Genomic DNA, 16,846 nt, shown 5'->3' on the forward strand with positions numbered 1-16,846 from the left:
GGCTATTATGATAAATCGAATTACAGACAACAAATTTAAACTTGTATCCAAATATCAACCGTCTGGGGATCAACCTCAAGCCATCGAGCAGTTGGTGGATAATATCGAGGGTGGAGAAAAGGCACAAATCCTGATGGGAGCGACTGGTACAGGAAAGACCTACACTATGAGTCAAGTCATTGCCCAGGTCAATAAACCAACTCTTGTCATTGCCCACAATAAAACCCTAGCGGGACAGCTCTATGGGGAGTTCAAGGAATTTTTCCCAGAGAATGCTGTTGAGTACTTCGTATCTTACTACGATTACTACCAGCCAGAAGCCTATGTGCCATCAAGCGATACCTATATCGAAAAAGATAGCTCGGTCAATGATGAGATTGACAAGCTTCGTCACTCAGCAACCTCAGCTCTCTTGGAGCGTAATGACGTTATCATTGTAGCATCTGTGTCTTGTATCTATGGTTTGGGATCTCCTAAAGAATATGCTGATAGCGTGGTAAGTTTGCGTCCGGGTCTTGAGATTTCTCGCGATAAACTGCTCAATGATTTGGTGGACATTCAGTTCGAACGCAATGACATTGATTTTCAGCGTGGAAGATTCCGTGTACGTGGGGATGTGGTGGAGATTTTCCCAGCCTCTCGTGATGAGCATGCCTTTCGTGTAGAGTTTTTCGGGGATGAAATTGATCGTATTCGTGAAGTCGAAGCTCTAACTGGTCAAGTTCTCGGCGAAGTGGATCATTTGGCGATTTTCCCAGCCACTCACTTTGTGACCAATGACGACCACATGGAAGTAGCTATTGCTAAGATTGAGGCTGAGTTGGAAGAGCAATTAGCTATCTTTGAGAAGGAAGGTAAGCTCCTCGAAGCGCAACGCTTGAAACAACGTACAGAGTACGATATCGAGATGCTCCGTGAGATGGGCTATACAAACGGCGTTGAAAACTACTCCCGCCACATGGATGGACGAAGCGAAGGAGAGCCACCGTACACCCTTCTTGATTTCTTCCCTGATGATTTTTTGATTATGATTGATGAGAGCCACATGACCATGGGGCAAATCAAGGGCATGTACAATGGGGACCGTTCTCGTAAGGAGATGTTGGTTAATTACGGTTTCCGTTTGCCATCTGCCTTGGATAATCGTCCTCTTCGTCGTGAAGAGTTCGAAAGTCATGTTCACCAGATTGTCTATGTGTCAGCGACACCTGGTGATTATGAACACGAGCAGACTGATACCGTTATTGAGCAAATCATTCGTCCGACTGGTCTTTTGGATCCAGAAGTGGAAGTCCGACCAACTATGGGACAGATTGATGATTTGCTTGGTGAAATCAATGCCCGTGTTGAAAAGAATGAACGGACCTTTATTACAACCTTGACCAAGAAAATGGCTGAAGACTTGACTGACTATTTCAAAGAAATGGGCATCAAGGTTAAATACATGCACTCGGATATCAAGACTTTGGAGCGGACAGAGATTATCCGTGACCTGCGTTTGGGTGTTTTTGATGTCTTGGTCGGAATTAACCTCCTTCGTGAAGGGATTGATGTTCCAGAAGTTAGTCTAGTTGCTATTCTCGATGCTGACAAGGAAGGTTTCCTTCGTAACGAACGTGGACTCATCCAGACTATTGGACGTGCTGCTCGTAATAGCGAAGGGCATGTCATCATGTATGCTGATACTATGACTCAGTCTATGCAAAAAGCCATCGATGAAACGGCTCGCCGTCGTAAAATCCAGATGGCCTATAATGAAGAGCACGGCATTGTCCCACAAACGATTAAGAAGGAAATCCGTGACCTGATCTCTGTAACCAAGGCAGTTGCCAAGGAAGAGGACAAGGAAGTCGATATCAATAGCCTTAACAAACAAGAACGTAAAGAATTGGTTAAGAAACTGGAAAAACAAATGCAAGAAGCCGTCGAAGTGCTTGACTTTGAACTCGCAGCTCAAATCCGTGATATGATGTTGGAAGTCAAGGCGTTGGATTAGTAGGAGGGAAGAATGAAAATTCTAGTTATCAATGGACACCCTGATAAGGAAAGTTATTGTCAGGCTATTTTTCAAACCATTGTAGAAAATATTGACTCAGGTCGCCATGAACTTGAAGTCATCAACCTTAATGAAGAGGACTTTGATCCTGTCCTTCGCTACGGCTATAGAAAGCGGATGGAGGAAGATTCTTTTATCCTTCGTTCTCAGGAATTAATAAAGTGGGCAGATTATTTCATCTTTGTTTATCCCATCTGGTGGAGTAGTATGCCTAGCCTTATGAAAGGCTGGATTGATCGGGTCTTTACACCTGGAATTGCATACTCTGCCAATGATCAGGGGAGTTTTATCTGGAATTACCTTAGTGGCAAGCAGTTTAAAAAGTTATTAAAAGGGAAAACAGCCAGTATTTACGCAACCTCCATGGCGCCCACTTGGTGGTACAAAATCTTTTCGGGTCCTATCAACATTCCAGATAGCTATGGCATCTCTGTTTTGAAAAATGCGGTCTTGAATCACTGTGGAATTAAAACTAAGCGCGTGTGCGTACTAGGTGAAGTTGGACGGGATGTGAATACAGCAAGTATGCGTGAAGAGCATCTCAAAAAGGTCGCAGCAGAAGTGAAGAAACTATCATGAAACAAGATAATAAAAAAGAGAAAAAATCAAAAAAGTCCCATAAGCCAAATCGAAAAATGAGCTGGCTAGATAAAGTAAAATTGTGGTTGTTACAGCATTCAAAAATAGCTTTTCTATTAGATAGTAGTGTATTTTGGTTCTCAGCTATCGGGTTATTTTATTTGTTGCTTGGGACAACTTTTGTTCCAAAACCATATCAAAACCTCAATTATGTCTTTCCACTTATTATGAATCTAGTATTCTTAGTGAATATACTTTATCAGGGTATTTTTAGAGATAATTTCGATGGAATGACTAGACTCCAAGATTTTGCAAATCCATTCTTGTACCTAAATGGAGTAGGTTTGTTGTTTCACTCATTTTTCGGAATAATGGGTAGAAATAGAAAGTCTATTCCTCCCTTGCTAACCTTAGATTCCCGTTACATCTGGTTTCCAATTCTTACCTATATAACTTTCTTCTTAGTGGCTGCTTTGATCATTTTATTTTTCAAGCATATTGAAAAGAAAAAGAGGGAAGAAGAAAATGGGGGAAATCCACACAAATGAAAAATCATAAAAGAAAATTAAAAAGGAAAAAGAAATTTTCCAGTTTAGATAAGTTCAATCTGTGGTTAGATTCTCATAAGCTGTTGGCCTTCTTAGTAGATTTTATAGTTTTATTAACAATAACTGGATTAATAAGTATTGTTTTTCAAGTAATTATCCTTATACCAAGTCCTTATAAACATATGTATTACATGTTTCCGCTCTACTGTAATATATTTTTGATATTTGCTAGGTTCTATGCTTATTATCTGAGAGAAGTTTGTTCAACTAAGAAAAATTTTAAAGATTATCTAGAACCGTTTCTTTACAATTGTTTTATTTTTATAATTCACTTGACAATCGGAATTGGAACACCGACTCACCACGTTTTACCTTCTCTCTTATCCCTAGATCACCGCTATATTTGGTTCCCTATAGCAACCTATCTGGTCTTTTTTACTGTAGCTGCTTTAATGATTCTATTTATGAGATATATTGAAAAGAAAAGGAGTTAATCATGAGAAAACATCTAACAATATTTAGGATTCTTTACCTACTGTTCTTGGTATTTGCCTTAATTCATTTTGTCCTAGGTTTATTTGGTTTAGCTTTTACCCCAGTTTTGTGGAATGTCTGGTTTTTTGGTCTCTGCTTAACCCTATTTATCCATCCATGGACAATCTTTTATAAAAAGAGAATCTTTCAATGGCATCATTTGATTTTTCAAGCTCTCAGCGGATTCTTTGCTCTCATAATCTGGTTCGTAATATTTTTCTTTTTCTCCATGGTTCCAGATTCATCTATGCCTATTAATTTAGACTACTACGTTAATAAAGAAAACAATGAAATCAGAATCATCAGAGGTTCCTTACTCCATGAAATTCATGAATATCATGACTTAGTTAATCCTTTGATTATGAAATCTAAAGTTAAGTATAAGATAGAAAATTAAAGATTAGAAAGTGAGTCCTATGTCTCGAGCACAATTAACCATTCTTACCAATATTTGTATGATTGAAGATCTAGAAAAGCAGCGCGTGGTTATGCAGTATCGTTCACCCGAAAGCAATCGCTGGTCTGGCTATGCTTTTCCAGGAGGCCATGTTGAAGACGGAGAGGCTTTTGCCGAGTCAGTTATTCGTGAAATTTATGAGGAAACAGGTCTGACGATTCAAAATCCTCAACTTGTCGGCATTAAAAATTGGCCGTTAGATACAGGTGAGCGTTATATTGTCTTTTGTTACAAGGCGACTGAGTTTACTGGTACTCTACAATCATCTGAAGAAGGAGAAGTGTCCTGGGTACAAAAAGACCAGATTCCAAATTTGGATCTGGCTTATGATATGTTACCTTTGATGGAGATGATGGAAGCTCCAGACAAGTCTGAATTTTTCTACCGTCACCGTACAGAGGACGGGTGGGAAAAGAAAATCTTTTAATCTTTTACTAAATAACCAAGCTGGTCCAAGGCCTTCTCAATATAGAGGAGGTCTTGTTCGTTTTCAGCTTCGACTAGGTGATAATGGACGCCATCTGTTAATTCAGAAAGTGGTCTAAAGTCAGACCGTTCGACTTGCTCTAAAAAATGCTGAACGTCACGGCGACAAGAGAGTTTGAGCAAGGTTTCAATTTCCCCGTAGACAGGATGATCAATTAAGGTATTCTGAACACGTCCCCCATTATCGACGATAGCTAGAAGTTCTTGACCTATTTCTTCCATCTCGTGCTTTACTTTAAACAGCTTGTGAACATACGGATTGGTTTTGCTTTCTTTATAAATATAGCCACGATTGGTTGATAAGATAGGAGCACCGTCTGCACGAAGAACTGCAATGTCCTGAACGATAATCTGGCGAGTGACATGGAAATGTTCTGCTAAGCTTTTTCCGTTTTGAGGTTTTTGAGCTTCTTTTAAAAGTTGTAGAAGTGCTTCTTTTCGATTTTTTGTCATATTCTTCTTTCTTAACGTTTAACGGCGTTTTTTCAATGCTTTATAAACAGCTAATGCTAAGTAATAGTCTACCATACTATGAACAATAGTTCCAAAACCAACCAATACAAAGAGAACATAGAACATATTTTTTAGGTCTGTTCCTGTACTAGCATAGAAGATAATACAAGCAAAAACTTCTGCGATGGCATGAACCAAACCTAGTATAAAATTAAAAATCAAAGAAGATTTTGGATTATCTAAGGTTTGAGGATGTTTTTGCAGATAGAAGGCTCCCAAAGTGCCAAAAAAGATATGGGAGAAAGCTCGAAGTACAATGACAATTGGATAACCAGCCATGAGGAATCCTAGGCTAGAAGCTATAATGACAAAGATTGCCATCCAAGGAGAAAGGAACATAGCAATAAAGATTGCAACGTGGCTTCCTAGAGTGTAAGAAGCGGGCGGAATAACAATCTTGAAGGGCATCACCAAGGGAATCAAAATAGCGATAGCGGTTAGCAATGCGGTTAAAGTCATGAATTGGGTTTTCTTTTGTGTATTCATAATAACTCCTTTTATGTGTATATACAGTTGTATAGTACACTAAATAATATTATCCGTCAAGATAGAAATTGAATTTTCAAGGAAAAATAGTTAAAATAAAGTAAAGTATCTTAGAAAGAATAGAGAGTTAAGATGGTAGATATTCTTTATCCAGTTTTTATCATTCATTACATATCTAAGCAGAAAAAATTAGGATTCCAAGTATCTAAATTTACTACATATACAGCCTATAGTTTCTTAATGATTTCGATAATAAGAATCGCATTTGGTTCCTTAGCTCTGATTGTTTTCTCGATACCCATATTCGGTTTCCTCTATTTCAGTATCATAGGGCTCATTCTTTATCACATAAGCATTATTTATGGCGTAATCCTACTTTTCTTGTCATTAACTTTTTTCTTAGACAATCAAAAATCTAATCAGGATATTCAAACCATGGAAAATACTCCATTCATATTTCATGTGTTAATGTTGATCTTTCATGCGCTCTTAATCTATAATACCTTGGTACCAATCTTTTCCATTTACTGAGAAGAATATTTAAACATTCTTCTCTAAGTGGCAATAGAATTGAGAAAAAACTCAATTTTTTTTAAAAAATACTTGCTTTGATAGAATTCTTGTGATATACTTATAAACGGTTTGAAAAAACTGCCTAAGACAGTAGGGGAGCAAGACTCATAAATATCCTACCGAGGACAAAACGTATCATGTAAAAAGAAGCGTATTGTACTTTCGTGTCTAGGTTTGGGCGCGTTTTTCTTTTGGAAAAATTCCCCAAGCAAAATAATTACGGAGGTGAACACACTAATGAGTGAAGCAATTATTGCTAAGAAAGCGGAACTAGTTGACGTAGTAGCTGAGAAAATGAAAGCTGCTGCATCAATCGTCGTTGTAGACGCTCGTGGTTTGACAGTTGAACAAGATACAGTTCTTCGTCGTGAGCTTCGTGGAAGCGAAGTTGAGTATAAAGTTATCAAAAACTCAATCTTACGTCGTGCAGCTGAAAAAGCTGGTCTTGAAGATCTTGCATCTGTTTTTGTTGGACCATCTGCAGTAGCATTTTCTAACGAAGATGTTATCGCACCAGCGAAAATCTTGAACGACTTTTCTAAAAACGCTGAAGCACTTGAAATCAAAGGTGGTGCAATCGAAGGCGCTGTCGCATCAAAAGAAGAAATCGTTGCTCTTGCAACTCTTCCAAGTCGCGAAGGACTTCTTTCTATGCTCCTTTCTGTACTTCAAGCGCCAGTGCGCAACGTTGCTCTTGCAGTCAAAGCGGTTGCAGACAACAAAGAAGACGCAGCTTAATCATAAGCTACGCAGCGTAGCCTAGCTACAAAAAAATAACAAAATTAAATTTAAACTTATTTGGAGGAAATAACAATGGCATTGAACATTGAAAACATTATTGCTGAAATTAAAGAAGCTTCAATCCTTGAATTGAACGACCTTGTAAAAGCTATCGAAGAAGAATTTGGTGTAACTGCAGCTGCTCCTGTAGCTGTTGCTGCAGCTGCTGCTGCTGACGCTGGTGCTGCTAAAGACTCATTTGACGTTGAATTGACAGCTGCTGGTGACAAAAAAGTTGGCGTTATCAAAGTTGTACGTGAAATCACTGGTCTTGGACTTAAAGAAGCTAAAGAACTTGTTGATGGTGCACCAGGTGTCATCAAAGAAGGCGTTCCAACTGCAGAAGCTGAAGAAATCAAAGCTAAATTGGAAGAAGCTGGAGCTTCAGTTACTCTTAAATAATAGAGCGACTACATTTGTAGCTTAAAAAAATGATTAAACCGCTATTCTTAGGAGTAGTGGTTTTTCTTTTATTCGAAAAGTGTTACAAGAACAATAGTTGTTCTATCATTAGATTATTTAGTAGTGATTCCTTATGTAAAAAATTTACTTTTTAATTCCTTTTTGTTATAATAGATGGCAAGAAAGAATATCTTATCAGTAGATCCTAAGCGAGCCTGAGATAGTGAGAGTCAGGTGATTGAGAGATAAGTGTGGCGCTTTTGGTATTTTAATAAAGATAATGAAGTAATAAATTAGGGTGGAACCGCGTTTTTGACGCCCCTAGGTCACTTGACTTAGGAGCAAAGACACGGTTTTTTTGTTTTCTGAGTTGAGCGCATAAAAAATATAAAGGAGTAAAATATGTCCAATAAACTAACCTTTCAAGAAATTATTTTGACTTTGCAACAATACTGGAATGACCAGGGTTGTATGCTTATGCAGGCTTATGATAACGAAAAAGGTGCGGGAACCATGAGTCCTTATACTTTCCTTCGTGCCATTGGTCCTGAGCCATGGAATGCGGCTTATGTAGAACCATCTCGTCGTCCTGCTGACGGTCGTTACGGAGAAAACCCAAATCGTCTCTACCAACACCACCAATTCCAAGTGGTTATGAAGCCATCTCCATCAAATATCCAAGAGCTCTACCTTGAGTCTTTGGAAAAATTGGGCATCAACCCATTGGAACACGATATTCGTTTCGTTGAAGACAACTGGGAAAATCCATCAACTGGTTCAGCTGGTCTTGGATGGGAAGTGTGGCTTGATGGTATGGAAATCACTCAGTTTACATACTTCCAACAAGTCGGTGGTTTAGCAACAGGACCTGTTACTGCTGAGGTTACCTACGGATTGGAACGCTTAGCTTCTTATATCCAAGAAGTAGACTCAGTTTACGATATTGAGTGGGCTCCAGGTGTTAAATACGGAGAAATCTTCCTTCAACCAGAATATGAGCATTCAAAATACAGCTTTGAAGTTTCTGACCAAGACATGCTTCTTGAAAACTTTGAAAAATTTGAAAAAGAAGCTGGACGTGCTTTGGAATTAGGCCTTGTGCACCCAGCCTATGACTACGTTTTGAAATGTTCACATACCTTTAACTTGCTTGATGCTCGTGGAGCGGTATCCGTTACAGAACGTGCCGGTTACATTGCCCGCATCCGTAACTTGGCCCGTGTCGTAGCTAAAACCTTCGTCGCAGAACGTAAGAAACTTGGCTACCCACTTCTTGACGAAGCCACACGCGCGAAACTCCTAGCAGAAGAGGAAGAATAGACAGAATTACAGGAATAAATGACTGAAAGTCGACCGTAGGTCGCTAAATAAAACAAGACCGCTGTAGTGAAAGTCGGATAAGAAGTTTCTTATCCGACTGGGGAACTGACGAGACTTAAGGCTTGACAGTTAGCAATGAAACCGAAGGTTTGCTTGCGTCCCCCACTACTAAAGGTCTTGTTGAAGAACATTAATTGTGTAAAGGAAAAAACATGACAAAAAACTTATTAGTAGAACTAGGACTTGAAGAGTTACCAGCCTACGTTGTCACACCAAGTGAAAGACAACTCGGCGAAAAAATGGCAGCCTTCTTGGATGACAACCGCCTTTCATATGAAGGGATTCAAACATTTTCAACTCCACGTCGTTTGGCTGTTCGTGTACTTGGTTTAGCAGACCAACAAACAGATTTGACTGAAGATTTTAAAGGACCTTCTAAGAAAATTGCTTTAGATGCAGAAGGAAACTTTTCTAAAGCAGCACAAGGTTTTGTCCGTGGAAAAGGCTTGACTGTAGATGACATTGAATTCCGTGAAATCAAAGGTGAAGAATACGTCTACGTAACTAAGCATGAAGCTGGAAAACCAGCTGAGGAAGTATTGACAGGAATTCCAGAAGTCTTGGCTAGCTTAAGTTTCCCTGTTAGCATGCATTGGGCAAACAATACTTTTGAATATATCCGTCCAGTCCACACTTTGACAGTACTTTTGGATGATGAAGCTCTTGAACTAGATTTCTTAGATATTCATTCAGGCAGAGTGAGTCGAGGACATCGTTTCCTTGGTCATGAAGTAGAAATTCGTCATGCTGATAGTTACGAAGAAGACTTACGCAAAGTCTATGTCATTGCTGATAGCATTGAACGTGAAAATATGATTCGCGAACAAATTAAGGAAATTGAAGCAGAACAAGGCGTTCAAGTACAGATTGATGAAGGACTTTTAAACGAAGTCTTAAACTTGGTCGAATATCCAACCGCTTTTATTGGTAATTTTGATCCTAAATACCTAGAAGTCCCAGAAGAAGTTTTGGTTACTTCAATGGAAACTCATCAACGTTATTTTGTAGTGCGTGATCTTGAAGGAAATCTAAAACCAAACTTCATTTCAGTTCGTAACGGAAATGCTGAACACTTGGAAAATGTCATTCGAGGAAATGAGAAAGTTTTGGTTGCCCGCTTGGAAGATGGAGAATTCTTCTGGCGTGAAGACCAAAAACTCAAGATTGAAGATTTAGTTGCTAAACTTTCACACGTAACCTTCCATGAAAAGATTGGTTCACTTCGTGAACACATGATTCGTACAGGACAAATTGCTATACTGCTAGCTGAAAAAGCTGGTCTATCAGTTGATGAATCTATTGATCTTGCTCGTGCTGCAGCCATTTATAAATTTGACCTCTTAACCGGTATGGTTGGTGAATTTGATGAGCTTCAAGGGATCATGGGTGAGAAGTATGCGCTTCTTGCAGGTGAAAATGCTGCAGTGGCGCAAGCTATTCGAGAGCACTACCTTCCAGACTCAGCAGACGGAGCTCTTCCTGAATCTAAAGTTGGAGCAATACTTGCACTAGCCGATAAATTAGATACTCTCTTATCTTTCTTCTCTGTTGGTTTGATTCCATCTGGTTCAAACGACCCTTATGCCCTTCGTCGTGCAACACAAGGGATTGTTCGAATTTTAGAGGACTTTGGATGGAATATTCCAATGGACGAGTTGATTGCCAGTCTTTATGATTTATCGTTTGATAGTTTAACTTACGATAACCAAGAAGAAGTGCTTAACTTCATCAAAGCTCGTGTTGATAAGATGATGGGTTCTACTGCAAAAGATATTAAAGATGCTGTTCTCGCAAGTTCAAACTTTGTTGTCTCTGATATGATTGAAGTAGCAGAAGCTCTTTCAGAAGCTGCGAAAACTGAAGATTACAAATCATCAGTTGAGTCATTATCTCGTGCCTTTAACCTAGCAGAAAAGGCAGAAGGCTCAGTCAAAGTTGATTCAAGTCTCTTTGAAAATGAGCAGGAAAAAGAACTAGCTCAAGCGGTAGATAACCTAGAATTGAAAGGTTCAGCAAGCGATAAATTAACACAACTATTTGCTCTTAGTCCAGTTATTGATGCGTTCTTCGACAATACTATGGTTATGGCAGAGGATATTGATGTTAAGAATAATCGTTTGGCTATTCTAGCTGCACTTGTCAATAAAGCAAAAACAGTGGCTGCTTTTAACCTTCTTAATACAAAATAGTAATTGAAAAGTGGATTGGAGGTCCAAATATGACACCAGAAAAAATCGCTCGTATTAATGAACTTGCTAAAAAGAAAAAAACAGAAGGCTTGACTGCGGAAGAAAAAGTAGAACAAGCCAAACTTCGTGAGGAATATATCGAAGGCTATCGTCGTTCAGTACGTCATCACGTTGAAGGAATCAAAATCGTCGATGAAGATGGTAATGATGTGACTCCTGAAAAACTTCGTCAAGTGCAACGAGAAAAAGGTTTACACGGCCGTAGTCTTGATGATCCGAATTCATAAATAAAAAAATTCTCGGTTTGTGTGTGCGAACCGAGATTTCTATTAACAAAAAAGGAACCAAGAATGGTTCCTTTTTGTTAGTTATTAGTTACTTGCACCAGAAGTAGCATCAGCAGCTCCGTGGCCACCATCACCATGTCCTCCAGCGTCAGATGCACCAGAAGTAGCATCGGCATCTCCGTGACCTCCAGCAGCAGGAGCAAAAGGTCCGCTACCGCCTACCAAACGTTGACCAGTTTCTTTCAAGTACCAGTCAAGCCACGGTTGGAAGTTAAAGACAATTTCATTGATACCAGCATATGATCCATCAGGATAGTACATAGCTTGGTAGTTGTGAGTATTGATAACACCTGCAGGTGAACCAGGAACAATTGTACGTACGTATTCTTGGTTGCCATTGCGAAGCGTACCAATAACCCACTCAACGTTTTTCATACGTGCAGGTGGAAGTGATCCGTGAACTGTTGACATACGGCTACCAGATTGAGGTGGTACACGTTTCGCAAACATTGTTTCTGGATCTTGGTGAGCGTTGTTGTAGTAGAGGAATTGGTTGTTGTCATCAGCATATGTCAATTCAAAAGGCATAGCTTTCAAGAACATATCGATTTGGTTAACTGTAAGGATACCATGGTCAAGTTTAACGTATGTATCACCAGATACAGCTCCTGTGATTTCTGCAACTTTTTCTACCCATTCTGGATCATCGGGGTCAACTTCTGTAATAGTTGTGGCAATTGGTTTTCCACAATCCAAGTCTTCTGGTTCAATTGGTTTTGGTTTTTTCAAATTAGATACGACTCCTACGTATTTGACAAAGTTATCTAAGCAAGTTTCAAGGAATTTAACAGTTCCTTCGTTAATAATATTTCCTTTTGCATCAAAAGCTTCTTTGGCTTTTCCAAGAAGGAACTCATTACCTGGTAATGTGTAGGCATTTACTCCTGGTGCATCCAGAATTTTACGAAGGTGAACTTGAGCACGTGAAGTTCCTTGATCGTAGTATGAAGCACCCACAATCATAACTGGTTTGTTTTCAAATGGATGAACTTCGAATGAAAGCCATTCAAGGACTGACTTAAGTGAAGCAGAAATAGTGTGGTTGTGCTCTGGAGTAGCAATAATCACACCATCAGCTCGAGTAATTTTGTTGTAAAGAAGGCGCAACTGGAAGCTCTCGTCCCATTTTTCGTCTTGGTTAAACATTGGAACTTCATCGATTTCCAAAACTTCTAGTTCAAATTTAAATTTAAACTGACGGCGGATGAACTCCAAGAGTTTGCGGTTATATGATTGATCGTAGTTTGATCCAACAAGTCCAACAAATTTCATTCTTTCGATCTCCTATCTTACAAATTTTCCCAATCAAAATCTTCAGCATCTTTGCGAAGAAGCTCTTGTGCGTTACGCAATTTCTCAGTAACTTTAACAAAGATACGGAAGTCATCAAAGATGGCATCCAATTTCTTGATGACATCAAGATCTACTAAGTCACCATTTTGATCAAATGCTTGAAGAGAATGTGAAAGCAAGAATTCATCTGGGAGAACATTTGCTTTGATTTCAGGAGCATTAAGAATTTGACGAAGTTGCAATTGAGCACGTGATGAACCGAGTGTACCATATGAAGCACCTGTAATCATGACAGGTTTGTTCAAAAGCGGGAATACACCATATGAAATCCAAGCAAGAGCGCTCATAAGAACAGCTGGGATTGAGTGGTCGTATTCTGGAGTACCGATAATAACTCCATCAGCAGCTTCGATTTTAGCAGCGATTTCCGTAGCTTCAGCTGGGATTTGTTTATCAGCTGGTTTGTTAAATACAGGTAGATCTTTAATTTCTACCAATTCGATTTCTGCTTTATCAGCAAAATGTTTCTGCATATATTGAAGCAGTTGGCGGTTTGTGGAACGTTTTGAGTTAGTTCCTACAATAGCAATAAGTTTAAGCATGGGCTTTCCTTTCTCTTTTTGCATTATTAATGATTTATCGTTGGATACCAGATGAACAAGCTAAGCGTCCATCTTTGTCAATGAGGATGGCTTCGATACCATCAATATTTTCGACTTGCCACATAATAGAGGCGCTACGTTCGCCAAATAATCGCGTGGTCCATATCTCGCCGTCAACAGAGCGGTCAGATATAATGGTTAAACTAGCTAAATCCGTTTCAATAGGATAGCCTGTTTCACTATCGAAAATGTGGTGATAATCCTTGCCATTGATTTCAAGATGCCGTTCATAAATCCCAGATGTAACCACTGATTTTCCAGTAATAGACAAGGTCATCAGGTGATTACCGCGTGGATTATTTGGATCTTGAATGCCGATTTGCCACGAACGCCCATCTTTTGATTGGTTGTTCCCAATTGTGAGGATGTTTCCTCCAAGATTGATAAGAGCAGAAGTGACGCCGTTTTCTTTTAAGAAAGCTGCAACCTTATCTGCACTGTACCCCTTTGCTAAACACCCTAAGTCAATTTTCATTCCCTTTTTTTCTAGGAAAACCGTAGAATTGACTGAATCGAGTTCAATAAAATGAGGGTCTATTAGTGGTAAGGCTGAAGCAATTTCTTCAGGGCTTGCAACCTTTGCATCGGAAAAACCAATACGCCAGGTTTGAACCAAAGGCCCTATACTAATATTGAGATGACTTTTAGGCGCTAGACTGTGTTCTAGACCTAATGAAATCAACTCAAACAAATCAGGGTGGACTTTAACTGGGGCAATACCTGCCTGATAGTTAATTTCCATTAATTCAGATTCAGTACTGTTAGCATTGAAGCGGAATTCAAGTTCCTTGAGCAAATCAAAAGCTTGACGGAGAAGATTATCGGCTTGTTCATGTACTAAGGAAATAGTAATCGTAGTTCCCATTAATCGCTCAGATGATGAACTAAGAGACAAAGAATCAACTCCCTTCGAATCACTGGGAAATAGCTACAAATCTTGAATTAAAAAGAAATTAAGAATTTATAATTTATTTCCATATAAATAGAATATCATAAAGTCAGCGTTTTCACAAATCATTTTTTACAAAAAGTCAAGAAATATGCTTAAAAAATTAAAAACAGCTCCAAATCAATGAGGACTCTTTGAAAACAAATTGATATATCTTTCAAAAACTTTCTTAAATAACATCAAACGGGTCAAAAGTCTTGAAAACGTTCACAGATAATGGTATACTTGAGAGGTAAATAAAAAAATAAAGGTAGGATTTATCTTATGAGTAAAATCGTAGTCGTGGGTGCTAACCACGCTGGAACTGCATGTATCAACACTATGTTGGACAACTTTGGAAACGAAAACGAAATCGTTGTATTTGACCAAAACTCAAACATTTCATTCCTTGGATGTGGAATGGCTCTTTGGATTGGTGAACAAATCGACGGCGCTGAAGGATTGTTCTACTCTGATAAAGAAAAATTGGAAGCAAAAGGTGCTAAAGTTTACATGAACTCACCTGTTCTTTCAATCGACTATGACAATAAAGTTGTGACAGCAGAAGTTGAAGGTCAAGAACACAAAGAGTCTTATGACAAATTGATCTTTGCGACTGGTTCAACTCCAATCTTGCCACCGATCGAAGGCGTTGAAATTGTTAAAGGTAACCGTGAGTTCAAAGCAACTCTTGAAAATGTTCAATTTGTTAAGTTGTACCAAAACGCAGAAGAAGTTATCGAAAAACTTGCTGACAAGAGCAAACACCTTGAGCGTATCGCTGTTGTAGGTGGTGGTTACATCGGTGTTGAGCTTGCTGAAGCTTTCGAACGTCTTGGAAAAGAAGTTGTACTTGTTGATATCGTTGACACTGTATTGAACGGATACTATGACAAAGACTTCACACAAATGATGGCTAAAAACTTGGAAGACCACAACATCCGTTTGGCACTTGGTCAAACTGTTAAAGCTATCGAAGGTGAAGGAAAAGTTGAACGCTTGATCACTGACAAAGAAACATTTGATGTGGATATGGTTGTTCTTGCAGTTGGTTTCCGTCCAAACACTGCACTTGCTGATGGTAAGATCGAACTCTTCCGTAACGGTGCTTTCCTTGTTGACAAGAAACAAGAAACATCTATCCCAGGTGTATATGCTGTTGGTGACTGTGCGACTGTTTATGACAACGCTCGTAAAGACACTAGCTACATCGCTCTTGCTTCAAACGCTGTTCGTACTGGTATCGTTGGTGCTTACAACGCTTGTGGACATGAGCTTGAAGGAATCGGTGTTCAAGGATCAAATGGTATCTCAATCTATGGTCTTCACATGGTTTCAACTGGTTTGACACTTGAAAAAGCAAAAGCTGCTGGTTACAACGCAACTGAAACTGGATTCAACGACCTTCAAAAACCAGAATTTATGAAGCATGACAACTATGAAGTAGCTATCAAGATCGTCTTTGATAAAGACAGCCGTGAAATCCTTGGTGCTCAAATGGTATCTCGTGATTCAGCAATTAGCATGGGTATTCATATGTTCTCACTTGCAATTCAAGAACACGTTACAATTGACAAATTAGCATTGACTGACCTATTCTTCTTGCCACACTTCAATAAACCATACAACTACATCACAATGGCTGCACTTACAGCAGAAAAATAATTGATGATATGACAAAAAAGTAACTTCAACTATTGAAGTTACTTTTTTATTTTAAGGTTAAGAAACCTCGTCTCTTGCTGGGAAAGTAAACCCTTCTCCAAGGATTTCGTGAGCTTCCGTGATAGTGATAAAGGCCATCGGATCAACTGTATGAATCGTTTCTTTCATCTTGACAATTTCATTTCTTGCGACAATACAGTAAATAATCTTTAAGTCCTTTTGGCTATAGTAGCCTTGTCCTGAGATAAAGGTAACCCCACGACCGAGTTCTTCGTTAATTTTATCGGCTAATTCCATCGGTTTTTGAGTGATAATCATAAATCCTTTTCCAGCATATCCACCCTCACCGATTAAGTCAATAACTCTTGAAACGATGAAGTCAAATAAGAGAGTATAGGTTACAAGACGTAGGTCTTGGAAGATGATTAAAATCAACATTAGAATCAGAAAATCAAGTCCAAAAAGCAATTTTCCAACCGAGATATTGGTGTATTTATTAAGGATACGAGCGACGATATCAGTGCCACCGGTTGTACCACCCGCGTTGAAAATAACTCCGAGTCCAACACCTAGGAGGACACCAGCTACTAGAGCGACAACAACCAAATCACCTTCAAGGTTAAACTGAAGAGGAATCTTCTCAAAGATAGCTAACCAGACGGAGACGGCAATGGTTCCAAGTAGACTGGAATATAGTGATCTTAGTCCAAATATTTTCCAAGCTAGTAGGAAGAGAGGGATATTAATCAAGATATTCATCAGCGAAATAGGGATATTAAAGAGATAGTAGGTAATCAAGGTTATCCCTGTTGCTCCACCTTCGAACAAGTGATGTGGAACAACAAAATAAGTAAGTCCGAAGGCGAAGATAGCAGCTCCGAATATAATAGTTATAGTTGGTTTAATATGCCGTAGCATTGAGCTCCCCTCCTATATTTGTGTAAAAGTGAAGTAATAATATTTTTAAA

General features: G+C 39.0%; 17 protein-coding genes and 1 other annotated feature. Of the genes, 11 read left to right on the forward strand and 6 right to left on the reverse strand.

Going from position 1 to position 16,846, the window contains the following annotated elements:
- Nucleotides 1–7: 7 nt before the first annotated feature.
- The 5 genes from uvrB to HMPREF2957_RS05995 all read left to right on the forward strand — a co-directional run bounded on the left by uvrB (nucleotide 8) and on the right by HMPREF2957_RS05995 (nucleotide 4,601).
- Nucleotides 8–1,996, forward strand: a complete 1,989-nt coding sequence (gene uvrB / locus HMPREF2957_RS05970) for an excinuclease ABC subunit UvrB (RefSeq protein WP_070678101.1) — start codon at nucleotides 8–10, stop codon at nucleotides 1,994–1,996.
- Nucleotides 1,997–2,008: 12 nt separating this feature from the next.
- On the forward strand, nucleotides 2,009–2,635 hold the full coding sequence (locus HMPREF2957_RS05975) for an NAD(P)H-dependent oxidoreductase (protein WP_070678103.1): 627 nt from the start codon (nucleotides 2,009–2,011) through the stop codon (nucleotides 2,633–2,635).
- Nucleotides 2,632–3,183 carry a hypothetical protein gene (locus HMPREF2957_RS05980; RefSeq protein WP_083312342.1) on the forward strand — a complete coding sequence of 184 codons (552 nt, stop codon included), beginning with the start codon at nucleotides 2,632–2,634 and terminating at the stop codon, nucleotides 3,181–3,183. Before HMPREF2957_RS05975 ends, HMPREF2957_RS05980 begins: the two co-directional genes overlap by 4 nt.
- Nucleotides 3,184–3,679: 496 nt before the next feature.
- Nucleotides 3,680–4,114, forward strand: coding sequence for a hypothetical protein (locus HMPREF2957_RS05990; RefSeq protein ID WP_083312343.1), 435 nt, complete (start codon nucleotides 3,680–3,682; stop codon nucleotides 4,112–4,114).
- 19 nt (nucleotides 4,115–4,133) lie between these two features.
- Nucleotides 4,134–4,601, forward strand: a complete 468-nt coding sequence (locus tag HMPREF2957_RS05995) for an 8-oxo-dGTP diphosphatase (RefSeq protein ID WP_070678109.1) — start codon at nucleotides 4,134–4,136, stop codon at nucleotides 4,599–4,601.
- On the opposite strand, the gene HMPREF2957_RS06000 is transcribed toward HMPREF2957_RS05995, so the two are convergent.
- Nucleotides 4,598–5,113, reverse strand: coding sequence for a transcription repressor NadR (locus HMPREF2957_RS06000; RefSeq protein WP_006148386.1), 516 nt, complete (start codon nucleotides 5,111–5,113; stop codon nucleotides 4,598–4,600). The genes HMPREF2957_RS05995 and HMPREF2957_RS06000 overlap by 4 nt on opposite strands.
- A gap of 18 nt (nucleotides 5,114–5,131) precedes the next feature.
- Nucleotides 5,132–5,659 (reverse strand): ECF transporter S component, encoded by a 528-nt coding sequence (locus HMPREF2957_RS06005; RefSeq protein ID WP_070678111.1) that lies wholly within the window; start codon nucleotides 5,657–5,659, stop codon nucleotides 5,132–5,134.
- A 636-nt stretch (nucleotides 5,660–6,295) separates the two neighbouring features.
- Nucleotides 6,296–6,431: a sequence feature (ribosomal protein L10 leader region), on the forward strand.
- A gap of 38 nt (nucleotides 6,432–6,469) precedes the next feature.
- Between HMPREF2957_RS06005 and rplJ the strand changes: the two genes are divergently transcribed.
- The 5 genes from rplJ to HMPREF2957_RS06035 all read left to right on the forward strand — a co-directional run bounded on the left by rplJ (nucleotide 6,470) and on the right by HMPREF2957_RS06035 (nucleotide 11,270).
- Nucleotides 6,470–6,970, forward strand: coding sequence for a 50S ribosomal protein L10 (rplJ, locus tag HMPREF2957_RS06015; RefSeq protein WP_006152070.1), 501 nt, complete (start codon nucleotides 6,470–6,472; stop codon nucleotides 6,968–6,970).
- Nucleotides 6,971–7,045: 75 nt separating this feature from the next.
- Nucleotides 7,046–7,414 (forward strand): 50S ribosomal protein L7/L12, encoded by a 369-nt coding sequence (gene rplL, locus HMPREF2957_RS06020; protein WP_070678115.1) that lies wholly within the window; start codon nucleotides 7,046–7,048, stop codon nucleotides 7,412–7,414.
- A 402-nt stretch (nucleotides 7,415–7,816) separates the two neighbouring features.
- A complete protein-coding gene (gene glyQ, locus HMPREF2957_RS06025; protein WP_070678117.1) occupies nucleotides 7,817–8,734 on the forward strand; it encodes a glycine--tRNA ligase subunit alpha in 918 nt (305 codons plus the stop codon).
- Nucleotides 8,735–8,946: 212 nt separating this feature from the next.
- Nucleotides 8,947–10,983 carry a glycine--tRNA ligase subunit beta gene (gene glyS / locus HMPREF2957_RS06030; RefSeq protein WP_070678119.1) on the forward strand — a complete coding sequence of 679 codons (2,037 nt, stop codon included), beginning with the start codon at nucleotides 8,947–8,949 and terminating at the stop codon, nucleotides 10,981–10,983.
- Nucleotides 10,984–11,012: 29 nt separating this feature from the next.
- Nucleotides 11,013–11,270: a DUF896 family protein gene (locus HMPREF2957_RS06035; protein ID WP_070678121.1), complete on the forward strand. Its 258-nt coding sequence runs from the start codon at nucleotides 11,013–11,015 to the stop codon at nucleotides 11,268–11,270.
- 84 nt (nucleotides 11,271–11,354) lie between these two features.
- Here the strand turns inward: HMPREF2957_RS06035 and HMPREF2957_RS06040 are convergent, their stop codons facing one another.
- From HMPREF2957_RS06040 to HMPREF2957_RS06050, 3 genes are read right to left on the reverse strand one after another with little or no spacing between them, the layout of a single operon-like run.
- Entirely contained in the window at nucleotides 11,355–12,602 is a 1,248-nt protein-coding gene (locus tag HMPREF2957_RS06040; protein WP_070678123.1) for an NAD(P)H-dependent oxidoreductase, read from the reverse strand.
- A gap of 17 nt (nucleotides 12,603–12,619) precedes the next feature.
- The gene (locus tag HMPREF2957_RS06045) at nucleotides 12,620–13,225 is read right to left on the reverse strand and encodes an NADPH-dependent FMN reductase (protein ID WP_004252640.1); all 606 of its coding nucleotides are present in this window, start codon (nucleotides 13,223–13,225) and stop codon (nucleotides 12,620–12,622) included.
- Between the two features lie 34 nt (nucleotides 13,226–13,259).
- A complete protein-coding gene (locus HMPREF2957_RS06050) occupies nucleotides 13,260–14,180 on the reverse strand; it encodes an FAD:protein FMN transferase (protein WP_070678125.1) in 921 nt (306 codons plus the stop codon).
- A gap of 318 nt (nucleotides 14,181–14,498) precedes the next feature.
- Between HMPREF2957_RS06050 and nox the strand changes: the two genes are divergently transcribed.
- Nucleotides 14,499–15,878 (forward strand): H2O-forming NADH oxidase, encoded by a 1,380-nt coding sequence (nox, locus tag HMPREF2957_RS06055; protein ID WP_070678127.1) that lies wholly within the window; start codon nucleotides 14,499–14,501, stop codon nucleotides 15,876–15,878.
- Nucleotides 15,879–15,935: 57 nt separating this feature from the next.
- Here the strand turns inward: nox and HMPREF2957_RS06060 are convergent, their stop codons facing one another.
- Nucleotides 15,936–16,796: a YitT family protein gene (locus HMPREF2957_RS06060; protein WP_070678129.1), complete on the reverse strand. Its 861-nt coding sequence runs from the start codon at nucleotides 16,794–16,796 to the stop codon at nucleotides 15,936–15,938.
- Nucleotides 16,797–16,846: the final 50 nt, after the last annotated feature.

The organism is Streptococcus sp. HMSC062D07 (assembly GCF_001814215.1).
Classification (GTDB): domain Bacteria; phylum Bacillota; class Bacilli; order Lactobacillales; family Streptococcaceae; genus Streptococcus; species Streptococcus infantis_I.

What these genes read in the sequence shown, in the direction of transcription:
- uvrB (WP_070678101.1), top strand. Translation starts at nt 8, where the DNA reads ATGATAAATCGAATTACAGACAACAAATTTAAACTTGTATCCAAATAT.
- HMPREF2957_RS05975 (WP_070678103.1), top strand. Translation starts at nt 2,009, where the DNA reads ATGAAAATTCTAGTTATCAATGGACACCCTGATAAGGAAAGTTATTGT.
- HMPREF2957_RS05980 (WP_083312342.1), top strand. Translation starts at nt 2,632, where the DNA reads ATGAAACAAGATAATAAAAAAGAGAAAAAATCAAAAAAGTCCCATAAG.
- HMPREF2957_RS05990 (WP_083312343.1), top strand. Translation starts at nt 3,680, where the DNA reads ATGAGAAAACATCTAACAATATTTAGGATTCTTTACCTACTGTTCTTG.
- HMPREF2957_RS05995 (WP_070678109.1), top strand. Translation starts at nt 4,134, where the DNA reads ATGTCTCGAGCACAATTAACCATTCTTACCAATATTTGTATGATTGAA.
- HMPREF2957_RS06000 (WP_006148386.1), bottom strand. Translation starts at nt 5,113, where the DNA reads ATGACAAAAAATCGAAAAGAAGCACTTCTACAACTTTTAAAAGAAGCT.
- HMPREF2957_RS06005 (WP_070678111.1), bottom strand. Translation starts at nt 5,659, where the DNA reads ATGAATACACAAAAGAAAACCCAATTCATGACTTTAACCGCATTGCTA.
- rplJ (WP_006152070.1), top strand. Translation starts at nt 6,470, where the DNA reads ATGAGTGAAGCAATTATTGCTAAGAAAGCGGAACTAGTTGACGTAGTA.
- rplL (WP_070678115.1), top strand. Translation starts at nt 7,046, where the DNA reads ATGGCATTGAACATTGAAAACATTATTGCTGAAATTAAAGAAGCTTCA.
- glyQ (WP_070678117.1), top strand. Translation starts at nt 7,817, where the DNA reads ATGTCCAATAAACTAACCTTTCAAGAAATTATTTTGACTTTGCAACAA.
- glyS (WP_070678119.1), top strand. Translation starts at nt 8,947, where the DNA reads ATGACAAAAAACTTATTAGTAGAACTAGGACTTGAAGAGTTACCAGCC.
- HMPREF2957_RS06035 (WP_070678121.1), top strand. Translation starts at nt 11,013, where the DNA reads ATGACACCAGAAAAAATCGCTCGTATTAATGAACTTGCTAAAAAGAAA.
- HMPREF2957_RS06040 (WP_070678123.1), bottom strand. Translation starts at nt 12,602, where the DNA reads ATGAAATTTGTTGGACTTGTTGGATCAAACTACGATCAATCATATAAC.
- HMPREF2957_RS06045 (WP_004252640.1), bottom strand. Translation starts at nt 13,225, where the DNA reads ATGCTTAAACTTATTGCTATTGTAGGAACTAACTCAAAACGTTCCACA.
- nox (WP_070678127.1), top strand. Translation starts at nt 14,499, where the DNA reads ATGAGTAAAATCGTAGTCGTGGGTGCTAACCACGCTGGAACTGCATGT.
- HMPREF2957_RS06060 (WP_070678129.1), bottom strand. Translation starts at nt 16,796, where the DNA reads ATGCTACGGCATATTAAACCAACTATAACTATTATATTCGGAGCTGCT.